The organism is Clostridium sp. YIM B02569 (genome assembly GCF_022320765.1).
GTDB classification, from domain to species: Bacteria; Bacillota; Clostridia; order Clostridiales; family Clostridiaceae; genus Clostridium; species Clostridium beijerinckii.
In genome coordinates this window covers 89,049-103,512 of the sequence record NZ_JAKJJX010000005.1, presented here as the reverse complement: position 1 = coordinate 103,512, position 14,464 = coordinate 89,049, and the positions used below count along the sequence as shown (strand labels likewise).

General features: G+C 29.2%; 13 protein-coding genes. 5 read left to right on the top strand and 8 right to left on the bottom strand.

Annotated elements, in window-relative coordinates; translation table 11 throughout:
• Window positions 1–128 precede the first annotated feature (128 nt).
• The gene (locus L3B96_RS06160) at window positions 129–851 is read left to right on the top strand and encodes a hypothetical protein (protein WP_238859379.1); all 723 of its coding nucleotides are present in this window, start codon (window positions 129–131) and stop codon (window positions 849–851) included.
• A gap of 169 nt (window positions 852–1,020) precedes the next feature.
• Here L3B96_RS06160 and L3B96_RS06155 read toward each other — a convergent pair whose 3' ends face one another.
• The 6 genes from L3B96_RS06155 to L3B96_RS06130 all read right to left on the bottom strand — a co-directional run bounded on the left by L3B96_RS06155 (window position 1,021) and on the right by L3B96_RS06130 (window position 7,564).
• Window positions 1,021–1,581 (bottom strand): rRNA adenine N-6-methyltransferase family protein, encoded by a 561-nt coding sequence (locus L3B96_RS06155; protein ID WP_238859377.1) that lies wholly within the window; start codon window positions 1,579–1,581, stop codon window positions 1,021–1,023.
• Window positions 1,582–1,778: 197 nt separating this feature from the next.
• Complete coding sequence (locus L3B96_RS06150) at window positions 1,779–2,522, bottom strand: hypothetical protein (RefSeq protein ID WP_238859374.1); 744 nt, start codon at window positions 2,520–2,522, stop codon at window positions 1,779–1,781.
• A 169-nt stretch (window positions 2,523–2,691) separates the two neighbouring features.
• Entirely contained in the window at window positions 2,692–3,390 is a 699-nt protein-coding gene (locus L3B96_RS06145) for an MBL fold metallo-hydrolase (protein WP_238859373.1), read from the bottom strand.
• Between the two features lie 22 nt (window positions 3,391–3,412).
• Entirely contained in the window at window positions 3,413–5,263 is a 1,851-nt protein-coding gene (locus L3B96_RS06140; protein WP_238859371.1) for an ABC transporter ATP-binding protein, read from the bottom strand.
• 6 nt (window positions 5,264–5,269) lie between these two features.
• A complete protein-coding gene (locus L3B96_RS06135) occupies window positions 5,270–6,988 on the bottom strand; it encodes an ABC transporter ATP-binding protein (protein WP_238859637.1) in 1,719 nt (572 codons plus the stop codon).
• 171 nt (window positions 6,989–7,159) lie between these two features.
• Window positions 7,160–7,564 (bottom strand): MerR family transcriptional regulator, encoded by a 405-nt coding sequence (locus tag L3B96_RS06130; RefSeq protein WP_012059488.1) that lies wholly within the window; start codon window positions 7,562–7,564, stop codon window positions 7,160–7,162.
• A 409-nt stretch (window positions 7,565–7,973) separates the two neighbouring features.
• On the opposite strand from L3B96_RS06130, the gene L3B96_RS06125 reads away from it, so the two are divergent.
• Together L3B96_RS06125 and L3B96_RS06120 are read left to right on the top strand one after the other, a co-directional pair.
• Window positions 7,974–8,957, top strand: a complete 984-nt coding sequence (locus L3B96_RS06125; RefSeq protein ID WP_238859368.1) for an SDR family NAD(P)-dependent oxidoreductase — start codon at window positions 7,974–7,976, stop codon at window positions 8,955–8,957.
• A 196-nt stretch (window positions 8,958–9,153) separates the two neighbouring features.
• Window positions 9,154–9,456, top strand: a complete 303-nt coding sequence (locus tag L3B96_RS06120) for a hypothetical protein (RefSeq protein WP_238859351.1) — start codon at window positions 9,154–9,156, stop codon at window positions 9,454–9,456.
• Between the two features lie 85 nt (window positions 9,457–9,541).
• Here L3B96_RS06120 and L3B96_RS06115 read toward each other — a convergent pair whose 3' ends face one another.
• A complete protein-coding gene (locus L3B96_RS06115) occupies window positions 9,542–10,675 on the bottom strand; it encodes a deaminase domain-containing protein (RefSeq protein WP_012059491.1) in 1,134 nt (377 codons plus the stop codon).
• A gap of 374 nt (window positions 10,676–11,049) precedes the next feature.
• On the opposite strand from L3B96_RS06115, the gene L3B96_RS06110 reads away from it, so the two are divergent.
• Window positions 11,050–12,750: a GGDEF domain-containing protein gene (locus L3B96_RS06110; RefSeq protein ID WP_238859349.1), complete on the top strand. Its 1,701-nt coding sequence runs from the start codon at window positions 11,050–11,052 to the stop codon at window positions 12,748–12,750.
• Window positions 12,751–12,841: 91 nt separating this feature from the next.
• Here the strand turns inward: L3B96_RS06110 and L3B96_RS06105 are convergent, their stop codons facing one another.
• Window positions 12,842–13,192, bottom strand: a complete 351-nt coding sequence (locus tag L3B96_RS06105) for a helix-turn-helix domain-containing protein (protein ID WP_238859347.1) — start codon at window positions 13,190–13,192, stop codon at window positions 12,842–12,844.
• A gap of 128 nt (window positions 13,193–13,320) precedes the next feature.
• Between L3B96_RS06105 and L3B96_RS06100 the strand changes: the two genes are divergently transcribed.
• Window positions 13,321–14,376, top strand: coding sequence for an NADH:flavin oxidoreductase (locus L3B96_RS06100; protein WP_238859344.1), 1,056 nt, complete (start codon window positions 13,321–13,323; stop codon window positions 14,374–14,376).
• Window positions 14,377–14,464: the final 88 nt, after the last annotated feature.

Below are 14,464 nucleotides of genomic sequence, written 5' to 3'. Positions count from 1 at the left end.
TTGTTAAGTTAATGTAAAAACGTTTATCTAGTCAAAACCAAATTTATTACATAAATTGGAATTAACATATTTTGCTTCCATAAACTATGATATAATTATTGTAAAGACAATTCTAAGGAGGCATCTTCATGACAAAGGTTAATAAATTACCTACAACAAAACTGTGGAATCCGAAATCATTTATTATATTTTCCGTATTTTTCTCATTTCTACCAGCTGGGATCATGTCTGCTTTGAATTATGGTCGATCTGGAAGTCAAAAAAAGAAGTGGATATTTCTTTTAACGAGTATCTTAGTGTTTATAGCACTTATTGCACTGCTGCCTATATTATCAATTAATACTTCTATCATATTTTTCAGTATTAATATAGCTTTAGGAATAATTCTTATGTTCACACAGTTAAAGCTGTATAATGAACATATTCAAAATGGAGGGCAAAGTGCTTCGTATTTATTTCCTATAATCATAGGGCTTTTGATTTTTTCTTTGTCTGCTGCTTCAATTCTATACTCAATTTACGTACCAAAAAATGCTCTTGATTATGGCGAAAATCACTTATTTTATACTAATAAGATAACAGAATCCCAAGCGAAAAAACTTGGAGATTATTTAAATTCAGAAGGATACTTCACTCCTAGTTCAAAAGTGGACGTTAAGATTGATAAACAAGATACACTCTATATTTTATCTCTCGTTGTAGAAGGTGACTATAAAAGTGATACAAGCTATGTAGAACCTATGAAAGCAATATCAAAAGAGATTTCTAAAAATGTTTTTGAAAACAATAAGGTTAGAATAGATTTATGCAATGATAGATTCAGAGTTCTTAATTCCATCAGTGTAGACTAAGCTTTTCAGTAATCTATCTTTAAATTTTATTATGTTTTTATTCTAAATTTCAGCAATAAGAAGACTAGCGTTTATTTGCTAGTCTTCTTTCATATTTATATAATTAAATGAGATTATTGTATGATATTTCATTTCTTCTTGAATATACAAAGTAAATCTCCTCTTTCTCTTAAGAATTTATACATTTCAAAACATAGGCTGGTGGTAAGTTAAAGATAACTCTTTCTATATTTATCTTTTTAAAATATCCAGTAATAAATTCTTTTTTCAAAAGAGTATATTGAAATGTTATAAATAATCCATTTCTTTTTAATATATTTCTAGTTTGTCTTAAAATTTTATTTGAAACATCTTTAGGAAGACTAGCAAAAGGCAGCCCCGATACAACATAATCTACTCTGCTAAGATTATATTTTGCTAAATGTTTGTCTACATTTTCAGCAGAATCATTTATTATTATAATATCATCTTCTCCTTTATATTTCTCTTCTAATTGTCTGCAAAATTCTTCATTATATTCAAATAACATTAATAATGTCTCTCTCTTTTTTCTTTTTACAAGCTTGTCCGTAAAAACCCCAGTCCCTGGCCCGTACTCAATTATAACCTCAGAATTTTTAAAATCTATGTCTCCTACCATTTTCTCTGCAAGTTTCTCTGAACTAGGTGCTACAGCCCCTATAGTTCTAGGTGATTTAAAATATTCAATTAAAAATTTTACTAGCTTCATATTGAAAGCCTCCTTGAATTCTTCTCTTTTAGTTAAATCATAGAATTAGTATAAATCTTAAATATTAAAATCTATTTAGTAAAATCTTAAGAATCTTTAAATTTTGTTTTAAATATAAAGAAAGAAGGTATACACTTTAACCCTCTTTTAGACTTTATTTTATATATAATGTGCTTTAACATTGATTTTTGTTCTTTTTAATTAAAATTATTTCTTACTGTATTAATCATCTTCTCCTTATTTTCCTCTAGTTGAACTAATCTATTTACATTAGCCCCAGATGGATGTGGAAAACCTCTTAATATTTGCTTTTCGTTTATAATTTTATTTTCACATAGCTTGTATAATACTTCCTCTACTGACCTGCCTAATGGTACTATAAGAATTTTATCTAAATTATTTAATGCTTTTAATTCATAAATAAAATTTTCATAAATATATTTCATCAAAAATTCATTCTTAATAAGTTTTGGAGTGTGACCTGAATAGTTTTTTCCTTTTACAAAGACTGCATAAGGTATTAATGAAAATGTGTGCAATAAATAATCTTTTTCTTCAAACAATTGGCTGCAATTATCTATTTTTAGACTCTTATTAAGCTCTATTTTATCTAACATATCAATTAAGTTTTTTCTAAGACTACCGCTAAACCTTCCTGCTTTCTTACATTTATACTGAATTTCTTTAATATTATCAGAGTTCTCTAACTCTCTTCTTGCAGTAGCAATGGCCGTACTCATTTGCTGAAATCCTGGAGTTATGCCAACAATAAATACCCTTGCGTCTAAATTTATGTATTCATTATGAGGCGAATAATATATTTCAAGATCTTCTTTCTTATCAATTAAAAAATCTTTTATCAATAGTTCATTCTTATTGTATTTCTCTTTTACTGGCAATTTTTTAATTTTATCTCTATAATCATATAATGTTTTTTTCATAATCAGCCTCTAACTTCTACATTTATTTTACTACTTTATATTATCTGCAAATAAAAAAAATATTATTAATATATCCTTCACTAATAATTATAAATTTAATGGAAATTTTTTTAATAGAATATAAAAAAGATAGAAGCTTCATAATAAAGCTACTATCTTTATATTCTTCTTAACTATTAGCTAATTTTGCAATCCTCTCATTTGAGCTTTTTGTAAATACTCCACCATGATAACAGATGACTGTTTCTATATCATATTTTGTGAGCTTCTTAAGAGATTCCATTGCTTGCTTCATATCAAATGTATATTCTGGATTAGGACCAATTAATTCATTATTTACAACATTCATTGCGTCTCCAGTTACCAATGCCTTATACTTTCTTAGATAGAGACAAATATGTCCCGGAGTATGTCCTGGGGTATAAATCACCTCTATTCCTCCACAATAAGAAAGTTCCTCTTCATCTTTAACAATCCTATTAACTTTTGTTTTAAGTTGCTTTATGGTTTCTTTCATAGAATCTGGCATTGAACTCAAACGCTCAGGAGTAATTTTTATACCGATTTTATCTCCCTCAATATAAGGTCTTTCTCCACTATGTGCTAACACTTCTATTTCACTTTTAGAATTTTTAACAATACTTGATAAGCTGCCCATATGATCTAAATCGTGATGAGTAATAATTATTTTATTGATTCTGTCAAATGATACACCTGCTTTTTCCACTTCTTCGCGAATATTTTCTATTTGTCCAGGTAATCCTGCATCTATTAAAATAACATTTTTATCATCCCAAATTAGTGTGGCATTCATTCTTCTTTCTTCGCTACCCAATTCAAGTACATCTAATCCTTCTGCAATTTTCATTTTTCTTCCTCCTAATTAAAATTTACTCCTCAATTAATTTTCCCATTTGACTAATAACCATTTTGTAATACTCACCTTTTTCATTCATAAGACTTTTGTGGTTTCCACTTTCTAATATTTTTCCACCACCAATTACCATAATGCGATCTGCATCTCTAATAGTCGATAATCTGTGTGCTATTAAAAAGCTAGTACGGTTTTTCATTAATCTTAATAATGCATGTTGAATATCTTTTTCGGTCTTTGTATCTACACTGCTAGTTGCTTCGTCCAAAATTAAAATCGGGCTATCACACAGAACTGCTCTAGCAATAGACATTAATTGGCGCTGCCCTTGACTTAAGTTATCTGTAGCTCCAGAAACCAATGTTTGATAACCTTTAGGAAGTTTATCAATAAATTCATGAGCATGAGCTATTTTAGCAGCATTTACAACCTGTTCATCTGTTGCATCTTTTTTAGAATAACGAATATTATCCATAATCGTTCCAGTGAAAAGACAAGTATCTTGAAGCACAACAGAGAAGCATTTCCTAAGACTATTTCTTTTTATATTCGTAATAGGCTCATCATCAATGAATATATTTCCACTGTCTGCATCATAAAATCGAGTAAGAAGATTCACAATAGTAGTTTTTCCTGCTCCAGTCTCTCCTACTAGCGCAACTGTTTCTCCTGCTTTAACTTTAAAACTCACATTCTTTAATATAGGTATAGACTTATCATATGAAAAATATACATTTTCAAAGGTTACATCACCATTTGGTTGCTTTATCTCAATTGCATCTTTAAAATCTTCACTTTCTTCTTCATTATCTAAAATCTCAAAAACACGTTCTGCCCCAGCAAGTGCTGATTGAATTGTATTAAACATACCTGCTACAGAATTTAATGGCTGTGAAAATTGTTTTGAATAGCTTAAAAAACTAACTACAGTTCCAACAGCTACACCATACCCTACGGATAGCATACCACCAACAATTGCAACAACTGCAAAAATAAAGTTATTAATAACATTCATAAGAGGCATCATATACCCAGACCATATTTGCGCTTTATTACTGCTTTCATATAGATTTTCGTTTATCTTTTCAAATTGTTTTAGGACATCCTCCTGTTTATTAAAAGCCTTTACCATCTTTAGTCCTAATATATTTTCCTCAATTACGCCATTAAGTGAGCCTAAATTTCTTTGCTGAGCTAGGAAATATTTGCGGCTATGCGTTGCAATTACACGTGTTAAAAGTATAACTAGAGGTATACATAATAAAACAACTAGTGTAAGGGGAACATTTAACACTATCATAACCATAAAAGATCCAACTAAAGTTAAAATACTTGATATTAACTGTGTAGTTGTTTGTGCAATTGTAGAGCTAATATTGTCTACATCATTTGTGATTCTACTCATTGTATCTCCATGGGAACGTGTATCATAAAATTTCAAAGGAAGCCTCTGCATCTTTTCAAAAAACTCTGCACGTATTACAAAAACAAGTTTTTGTGAAACTTTAAGCATAATAACACCATTTATCCATGAAATAAGACAATTAACTCCATACAAAACTGCAATTATAGTTAAAAATAATATAAGAGTCGATTTATCTACAGTTCTTGTTGCTATTCTAAATGTATCAAAAGTCTTTCCTACAAAATAAGGAATCCCAACAGAAATTGCTGATGAAAAAGCTGTAAAAATCATAGCTAGAAAGATCGTCTTAGCAAAACGCATGTATATTTTAATAATACGCACTAATGTGCCTCTAGCATTTTTAGCTTTTTGTGTAGGTGCAAAGCGATTTCCGCCTCCACCCACACGTCTCTCACTAATAGAAGGTACTTTTACTTCAGTTTTAGAAAATTGTTGTGTCATAATATCCTATACCTCCTTGCTGCTCTCTATTTGCGTTTTATAAATATCTCTATATACTTCACAGCTTTGCATTAATTCATCATGAGTTCCATATCCAACCTTAGATCCATTATCCATAACCAAAATTCTGTCTGCAAACATCGCTGTTCCACAACGTTGAGTGATTGTAATCACAGTTTGATTACTTGTTTTTGAACCTAAGTTTTCTCTAACCTTTGCTTCTGTTACTGAATCTAATGCACTTGTTGCATCATCTAATATAATTACAGACGAATCCCTAAGTATTCCACGAGCTATAGAAATACATTGCTTTTGGCCACCCGAAAGATTAACTCCAGCACTCCCTAACATACTTTCATATCCATCTTTCATATTATTTATAAAACCTGCTTGTGCCTTTTCAGAAGCCTCATGAACCATCACATTGCTCGCTTCCCTTTTACCCCATCTAATATTTTCAGCGACATAACCAGAAAAAAGCATTGGTTTCTGCGGCACTATAGCAATGCTATTTCGTACAGAATCAACATTTAATTCTTTAACATCGTAGCCGTCAATTAAAATTTTTCCCTTGTTCACATCATAAAATCGCAAAAGAAGCCATGCAATAGTAGATTTCCCGCTGCCTGTTGGACCAATTATAGCTAAACTTTGTCCACTTCTAATAGAAAACGATAGATTATTTAAAGCAGGTACACCACTACCATTTGGATATGCAAATGTAACATCTCTAAATTCAATATTACCATTTAATTCTTTCATTTCACCATCATGAGAAAAATCTCCATCACAATCAACTATTTCTTTAATACGAGCAGTAGAAGCCTTGGTTCTTACAAATGTATTGAATATATTTGTTATCATAATTAATGAGGTAAGAATTTGTGCCATATAAATTACAAACGCTGATATATCTCCTGGATTTGCAAGGTTTGCTGAAAAGAGACTGCTACCTGCTGAAATTACAATTATTGTTCCAATTCCAACAGTAAGAGTTATAAGTGGTGACACAAATGTAATAACACTTTGAGATGATATTCCTTTTTCCATTAAGTTTGTATTTGCATTTTCAAACTTACTACTTTCCTTATTATATGTTCCAAAGGCCTTGACTAAGCGTACACCTATAAGATATTCCTGAACAACTGAATTTACTTTATCCATCGCCTTTTGTAATTCATAAAAACGCGGATAACTTAACTTCATACTAATAATAATAAGTATCGACACAATCGCAACAACACCATATATAATGAGGCTCAACCTAAAATTAAGCAGTGTTGCAAGCACAATACTACCTATGCATGTAATCGGAGCCTTTAAAAAAATTCTCATAATTCCATTAACGAACAATATAACCTGTGCCGTATCATTTGTCATACGTGTAATTAGAGATCCACTTTCAATCTTATCTGTGCTTAATTCTGAAAAATAAACAATCTTTTCAAATAAGTCATACCTAAGATCTGCTCCCATTCTTTGAGATACCTTACTTGCTAAAATATTTCTTGTAACTGCGAAAACAGCTCCAATTGCAGTTACTATAAGCATAAGCATTCCCCAGTAATAAACTTTAGAAAGTGATCCTTGCTCAATTCCTGTATTAATTATGTTAGACATAAGTGTTGGACCGAGCAAATCACAAATTGCTTCAGATGCAACACAAAAAACAGCTATCCCAAATGGAATTTTATACTTATTAAAATATTTGCTGTATAAGTTCATATCCTTTATTCCTTTCCTTTGTTTAAATGCTAATTCCCATACCATATTATACATCATTTTTGCATACAGAATACAATAAATATTTCCAGCCGCTTGTACGCGTTACCTAACAGCTATAATATTTCCTATCAATCATTACTTAAAGTGACTCTCAGATATCAATTCATATTTTTAGTTCTTATTATTTCTTTCAGTTATAATCTCTTTCAGTTCATCTCTAGAAATCTTCTCATCATAGTAGTCTAGTTTCATATTTACAAGTTCTAGAAGATCATTATATTTTTTGATTTCTTCCTTAAGTATTTCTTTTTGTTCAAGCATAATATTTCTTCTTTCATCCACTGTATCCTTTCCCTTTGTAGTCAAACTGACATAATTTTTTATATACGCAATTGACATTCCTGTAGCCCTCATGCAGTTAACAAGCTGAATAGATCCCAGATCAACATCTGTGTATATTCTTCTGCCATTATTATCGCGTTGAACAAAAGGCAATAACCCCTCACGCTCATAATATCTTAATGTATACGGTGTTATATTAAATTTTTCAGAAACTTCTTTCATTGAATATTTCATAAGTCACACTCCCAAATATCTCAAAAATTATTTAAATCTATAAGTTCTATTAGCAAAATTCATACACTATAAAATTACTTCATCTAGATATATTATCTATATATGCAAATCTCTATGCTTAATGAAATATATTACTGAACTCTACTTATAAGACGATAAAATCATCTTTCATTTTTTTATTTATCATTTTCTCTTATTTCAGTTTCATCATATTAGTTATTATAAAAGTTAATATATCTAAAAATCAATACATTAGAAAATAACTAAAAAAATATAAGAAAATTTCCTATTGACTTACACTGCACTCTAACAAATATACTCATCTTATACTACAAGATTGGTGAAAAGAATGTTATTCTTTCATTTCTATAATCTTGTAAATCAAATTATTTTTTAAGGAGAAAGATATATGAAAAATACTACTCAAACACCAATAAATTCAAAATATAATTTTTTTACAACTGCAAAAGATGTTATAGATGGTATAAACTTGAAAGGTAAAATTGCAATTGTTACTGGCGGATATTCTGGAATTGGGATGGAAACAGCAAAAGTTTTAGCTGAAGCTGGTGCAACAGTAATAATTCCTGCTAGAGATATAGAAAAAGCAAAAGGAGCTATGGATAATATTCCAAATATAGAAATTGAACATTTAGACCTTATGGATCCAATGTCTATTGATAGTTTCGCACAAAAGTTTATAAATTCTCAAAGATCTCTTCATATTTTAATAAATAGCGCTGGAATAATGGCACCTCCACTAATAAGGGACAAAAGAGGTTATGAATCTCAATTTGCGACAAATCATCTAGGTCATTTCCAGTTAACAGCACGACTTTGGCCTGCTCTAAAAAATGCTAAAAGTGCTAGAGTTATTTCAGTTTCATCAAGAGCGCAGCGTCTTGGCGGAGTCAATTTTGATGATCCAAACTTTCAAAAAACAGAATATGATAGTTGGAAGGCTTATGCTCAATCAAAATCTGCTAATTCATTATTCGCCGTTGAATTAGACAGATTAGGAAAAACCCATGGTGTTAGGGCTTTCTCAGTTCACCCAGGTTTAATTCCAACTACAAATCTTGGAAGATTCTCTGTTAATGGAAAAACTACTGTACAAGAACTAAAAACTAACACTAGAAAAGATGACACTAATACAAAATCAAATGAATTTAAAACCATTGAACAAGGTGCAGCAACCTCTGTATGGTGTGCTACAAATAGTATTTTAGATGGAATGGGTGGAGTTTACTGTGAAGACTGCAATATCGCTGAGGCTGTTCCTTATGACAGTTTGAAAGATAATGGTGTTCGCCCTTGGGCTATAGATAAAAATCTAGCAAAAAAACTGTGGATACTTAGTGAGGAGCTTACAAATGTTAAATTCATAATTTAAGTTTTCTTAATATAATTTTTAGCATTTAATCAAGTATAATTAATTAGTTTTATCTTCATTAAATATTTACAAAACTAAATCTTCCACGTATTAATAAGTTTACTTTTTTCAATAATAACTATATAACTTATCTTTAAGTTATTTAAATTTTTATTTAGAGTATTTTAATATATTATAAATAATTTTTTAGATTATTATGTTAGGAGTGATTTCAATGAAAAGAGGAAAAACACTAGATGATCAAACACCAAGCGTCTATGATACTGAAAAAATTATTGATATCCATTCATCTGAGGACGATCCATCCCTTGATTCAGAAAAAGTAAGATACGCTAACAGTCATGCTTCACGTTCAAAATATACTCATGGTTCAAGCGACGTAAGCCCTGTTAATACAAAAAATCCAGACTCTACAGAAAGAATTCCCACATCAGTTAGATATTCTGATTCTGACATACATAAAGATGATGATGAATTTGACTATCAAGGTGAAATATAAATTATCTATATAAATCAAAACCAACGACAGCATATTTATGTATTGTCGTTGGTCCCATCTTTATTTTTCAAATAATATATGTCTTTTATTCACCATATTTCTTATGGTACTTAACTTGAACTTCTATATTAGGATGCTTTTTGCAAAACTGGCTAATTACAAAGCAGCAACTTGGACAAGGCTCCCATTTGCTATATAAAGTTAAGTTTCCCTCATCTTTCAATACTTTTGCTTCTATCTGTTTATGTATTTCTTCAATTATCTTTTTTTCACTATCATTGATTCTGTCATATCCAATTCCAAACTCACCCAATTTGTTAACTTTATTACTTTTAAAAAATGATTCATCTTTCGTTGGTGCATGACAATAATCCTTTATATTATTACTTCCGCTTATCGCCTTGAATTCTTTATTATCATATATTGCTACTGCAATATTTATAGAATCCTGTAATGTTTTACTTTGATTTATTTTAAATATTGATCTTTCTTCTTCATCGGCTTTCATATACTTATTAATATTCTTTATTAATCGCTGCATTCTCGGTATATTATTACTTAGATGTTGATGATATTCAACAGTGCCTTTTTGTGGTCTTATATAGTGATAATCTATTTGCTTTGGAATTTCTATAGATATTGTTTTAACTTTAGTATTAATATTATAACTTTCTTTTACTCTTTCTTCTTTAATAAGAAGCATTTTCTTCAAAAGCTCAATATCCTTTGAATATAAATAATCATTATCTAATTCTTTTTCCAAAATTTCTAATTTCTCTTTTTCTTTTTCACTTACTATTCTGGATACTCTTTTTTTAACTTCTTTTATGTCAATCAGCATATCTTTAACATCATCTCTAGATACTGCATCTCGCTCATATTCAATCCTATTTATATTTAATATTTTTATTGAATTTATTTTTTTCCATAATCTATCATGTTCATATTCAAATAGTATTATTTTTTTCATGTAATTAATTAAATCACTAACATCATCTGCTCTGTAAGTGGCCTGCTCCTCACCAATACATTTATATAATTCCTCTATGAGACTATTCTCTACTTTAAAAGCCTTGGCAACTTCTATTTTAAATTTCTCTTCATCAAAGTAATTTATTTTATAGCCTTCTTTTTTCAATGCATCTTTAAAATCATTTAAATTATTAATCTTTATTCGTTCTTTTTTTCTTTTATTTGAAATTATGTTTATTTTAGTCATACTTCCCTCTTATGTTTTATGCTTATCTAAATATATTACTGATTTTAACTCTTTAACAATTTAATCATTATATCATAAATTTTAAAATGATTATAATCAAATACCGATACGATTTAAAAATAATCATAAGATTATAAACATAAAAATATCATGTAAAATTTATATGGTATAATAATACTTATCGTGAATTATAATGCAATTAATCATACTTTTGTTATAAACAATTTAGCTTTAATTATAGAAAAAAGTAGCTTAATAATGTACTAAAATAAAGAACATAGTAGAAACATATAAAATAAAATATATTAAATCTAATAAATATTTTCAGGAATATAAAGTTCATTAATCTAAAAACATTAATATGGGGTGGCAGTATGTTAAAAAATATATCAATAAAATTGAAGGAGGTAAATTTTGTAGCTCTAACGGGCATAATTATTATTTCAATTATACTATTAACAAATTTTGTAAAGGTTCTAAAATATAGTTATTTTGAACTTATTGATGATGATAAATATATAAACTTATCAAACAATGTAGAATACTTCATCCCTAAAGATAATCAATATGCAGAAATAAACCAAGTAGCAGATAATAGTTATATTAAATTTGAAAAAAACAATTCTAAAAATATCTACTTTCCTGAAGATGTTCAAAAAGTCTGGCTTAAACTAAGATTACAAGGTGAACAAGCTAGCACTGATAATATAATGTACATTGATTGTGAATTCATTGAAAATATTCAATTTTATATTCCAACTACTGATGGCAAGTATGTAACTGAAAAGCCTAATGAATACTTTATTTTTCCATATATTAATCTACCTGAAAATATTGATTTTAATAGAGATATCTATATAAATTCAACTTGGGATTCAAATGTATTTAATTTACTTCTAGCAAAAGACAGTAACTTTTATATTATTCAAAACTTGTTAGCATGTTTTTATATCGGTAATTTGGGTGTACTCCTAGGAATGCTTATTATGAATATGATTCTATTCTTTTCATCAAAAGATAAGAAGTATTTATTTCATTCACTTTTTACAGGATCACTGCTTTCACTACTATATTGCTTATCTGGAATGCAAAAATTAATTCTAGGATTTAATAGTAATAACAGGCTTATAGCATTAGGTGCAATGGCCGCTTCAACCTGGGTTTTATTTATATATTCATACTTAGATATAAAAAAACACATGCCCATATTAAATAATTTTTTTAAACTTTCAATACTTTTTCTCGTACTTTCTCTCTATATATCTAAAATTATTCCTGACGGATTTACTTATGATATTTTATATTTGCAGATGATCCTAGTAGGATTATATATTCTTATTTCAATATATTCTTATTTTAAATTTGGTATGGGATCTATATATTACTTGGTTGGCATATTTATACTATTTACCGGCTTTATCATATATATTTTAGGTTCTTACGGTTTACTGGAATGGAATATCTTTGCATTTAGCACATGCTATCCTGCTGCATCTATTGAAACATTATTATTTACCATCGGAATTATAAAACAAATAAAACATGAAAAAGAAGTTAATAATAGGCTTCAATTAGAAGTTATAACAGATAAACTTACCAATATATATAATAGACGCTATTTTGAAGAAACAGTTGTAAATAAAATTCTTCAACTCGAAAAAGAAAAGAGTCTTGTATCAATGTTGGTTCTTGATATTGATCACTTTAAAAAAGTTAATGATACCTATGGACATAGTGCTGGAGACCTAGTTTTATCTGAAACAGCTATGATTATTAAACAGTGCCTTAGGAAAGAAGACATTCTTGTTAGATGGGGAGGAGAAGAATTTGTTGCAGTACTCCCCTTCACAAATTCAAAAGAGAGTACTATAATTGCTGAAACAATAAGATTATCCATAGAAAATCATAGATTCAAATTTGTAAATAAAATAACTGTTAGCATAGGCATAGCCGAAAAAGATGCAGTTGAAGATTTTCATAGCTGGTTTAGGCGTGCTGACAATGCCTTGTATAATGCAAAAGAGAATGGAAGAAACGCGGTTTGTGTTTGTTATACAAATGAAGTTAAAAAATAATTCCTAGCATCAAACGCTAGGAAACCATAATTATATTTAAAGATAAATATTTATCACGTTTAAACTCTTTTATTTTGCTTCAGGTTTAACTTCATTCCTTATGTTCCGGCCATACTCTTTTTCCCCATTCATTAATGATTGCTAATGCAGGAAGTAACTCATTACAGTCATCTGTTAAAGAATATTCTACATGCGGTGGAATTTTATTATATTCTATTCTTTTCACAAGTCCATGTTCTTCTAATGCCTGCAAAGATCGAGTTAGCATAATATTAGTTATACCGGGTATACTCCTTTTAAGTTCATTATATCGAATACTCTTTGCAACTGATATCTCCCATATAATAGGTAGCCTCCACTTACCTCCTATAATTTCAAGAGCTCTAAGGACAGGACATGCTTTAGAATACTTGTTTTGTACTTTTTCTATTTCATTTTTCATAAGTAATCCTCCAAAAACCAAGGCACAAAAATGTGCGTACTTGTTACTATGTTCCCTATTAAATTATAATATTAACATACCAGACAAATGGTAATATGTAAATAAGTCAAAATGGGAGTGTGAATATTTTGAAAAAGTTATTCTCAGAATTTAGTATTAAAAATATAGAAATAAAAAACCGCATATGTGTACCTCCAATGGTTGTAGGTTTAGCCAAAGATGGATATGTAACATCAGAAAATTTAGACCGTTATAAGGAATTAGCTAAAGGCGGTCCAGGACTTATAATACAAGAAGCTACATGTATTAATAAAGATGGAAGATTATCAGAAAAGCAAATTGGAATTTGGGAAGATAACCAAATTGAAGGATTAAAAAACATAGTTAATGCAGTTCATGAAGAAGGATGTAAAATATTTATTCAAATTCATCATGCTGGAGTTACAGGAATCTCTAAATCTCCTCTATGTCCAAGTCCATATGAATATAAAGGTTTTGCCGGAACAGTTATTGGACGTGAAATGACTAAAGAAGATATAGAATCAATACAAAAAGACTATATTGAAGCTGTAAGAAGAGCTTATGAAGCTGGATATGATGGTGTTGAGCTACACGGATGTCATGGTTACTTAATAAGTCAATTTTTAAATAAGAATGTTAATAAAAGAACTGATGAATATGGCACTAACCCAGAAAGATTTGTACTAGAAATACTAGAAGGAATTAGAAAAGTAACTCCTGAAGAATTTGTTATTGGAATTCGTCTAGGAGGATTTGAACCATCAATAGAAGATGGAGTAAGTTATGCTAAAATATTAGATAAGAGTGGAATAGATTTTCTTGATATTTCTTATGGATTCTTTAATGAACAAGAAATTAATATAAGCAAAAATTATAAGTATTCCAATGCTGTTTATGCTGCTGAGAAGATCAAGCAAGAAGTATCAATTCCAGTATTTGCAGTTAATGGAATTAATTCAGCCGAAATTGCAGAAGAAATATTAAATGAAACAAATGTAGATATCGTTGATATTGGTAAAGGGATTCTTATAAATCCTAATTGGGCAAACCATGCTATGGATGGAAAAGATACTGGAAAATGTTTAAATTGTGCAAAGTGCATGTGGTTTGGCCAATCTGAAGTGTGTCCTGGAAAAGTTATATTCGATAAGAATAATAAATAAAATGTTTTCTAAACTGTAAATTTAATTACAGTAAAAAAGATACAATGCTTATGTATTATATGCATTGTATCTTTTTCGCTACTTTTTG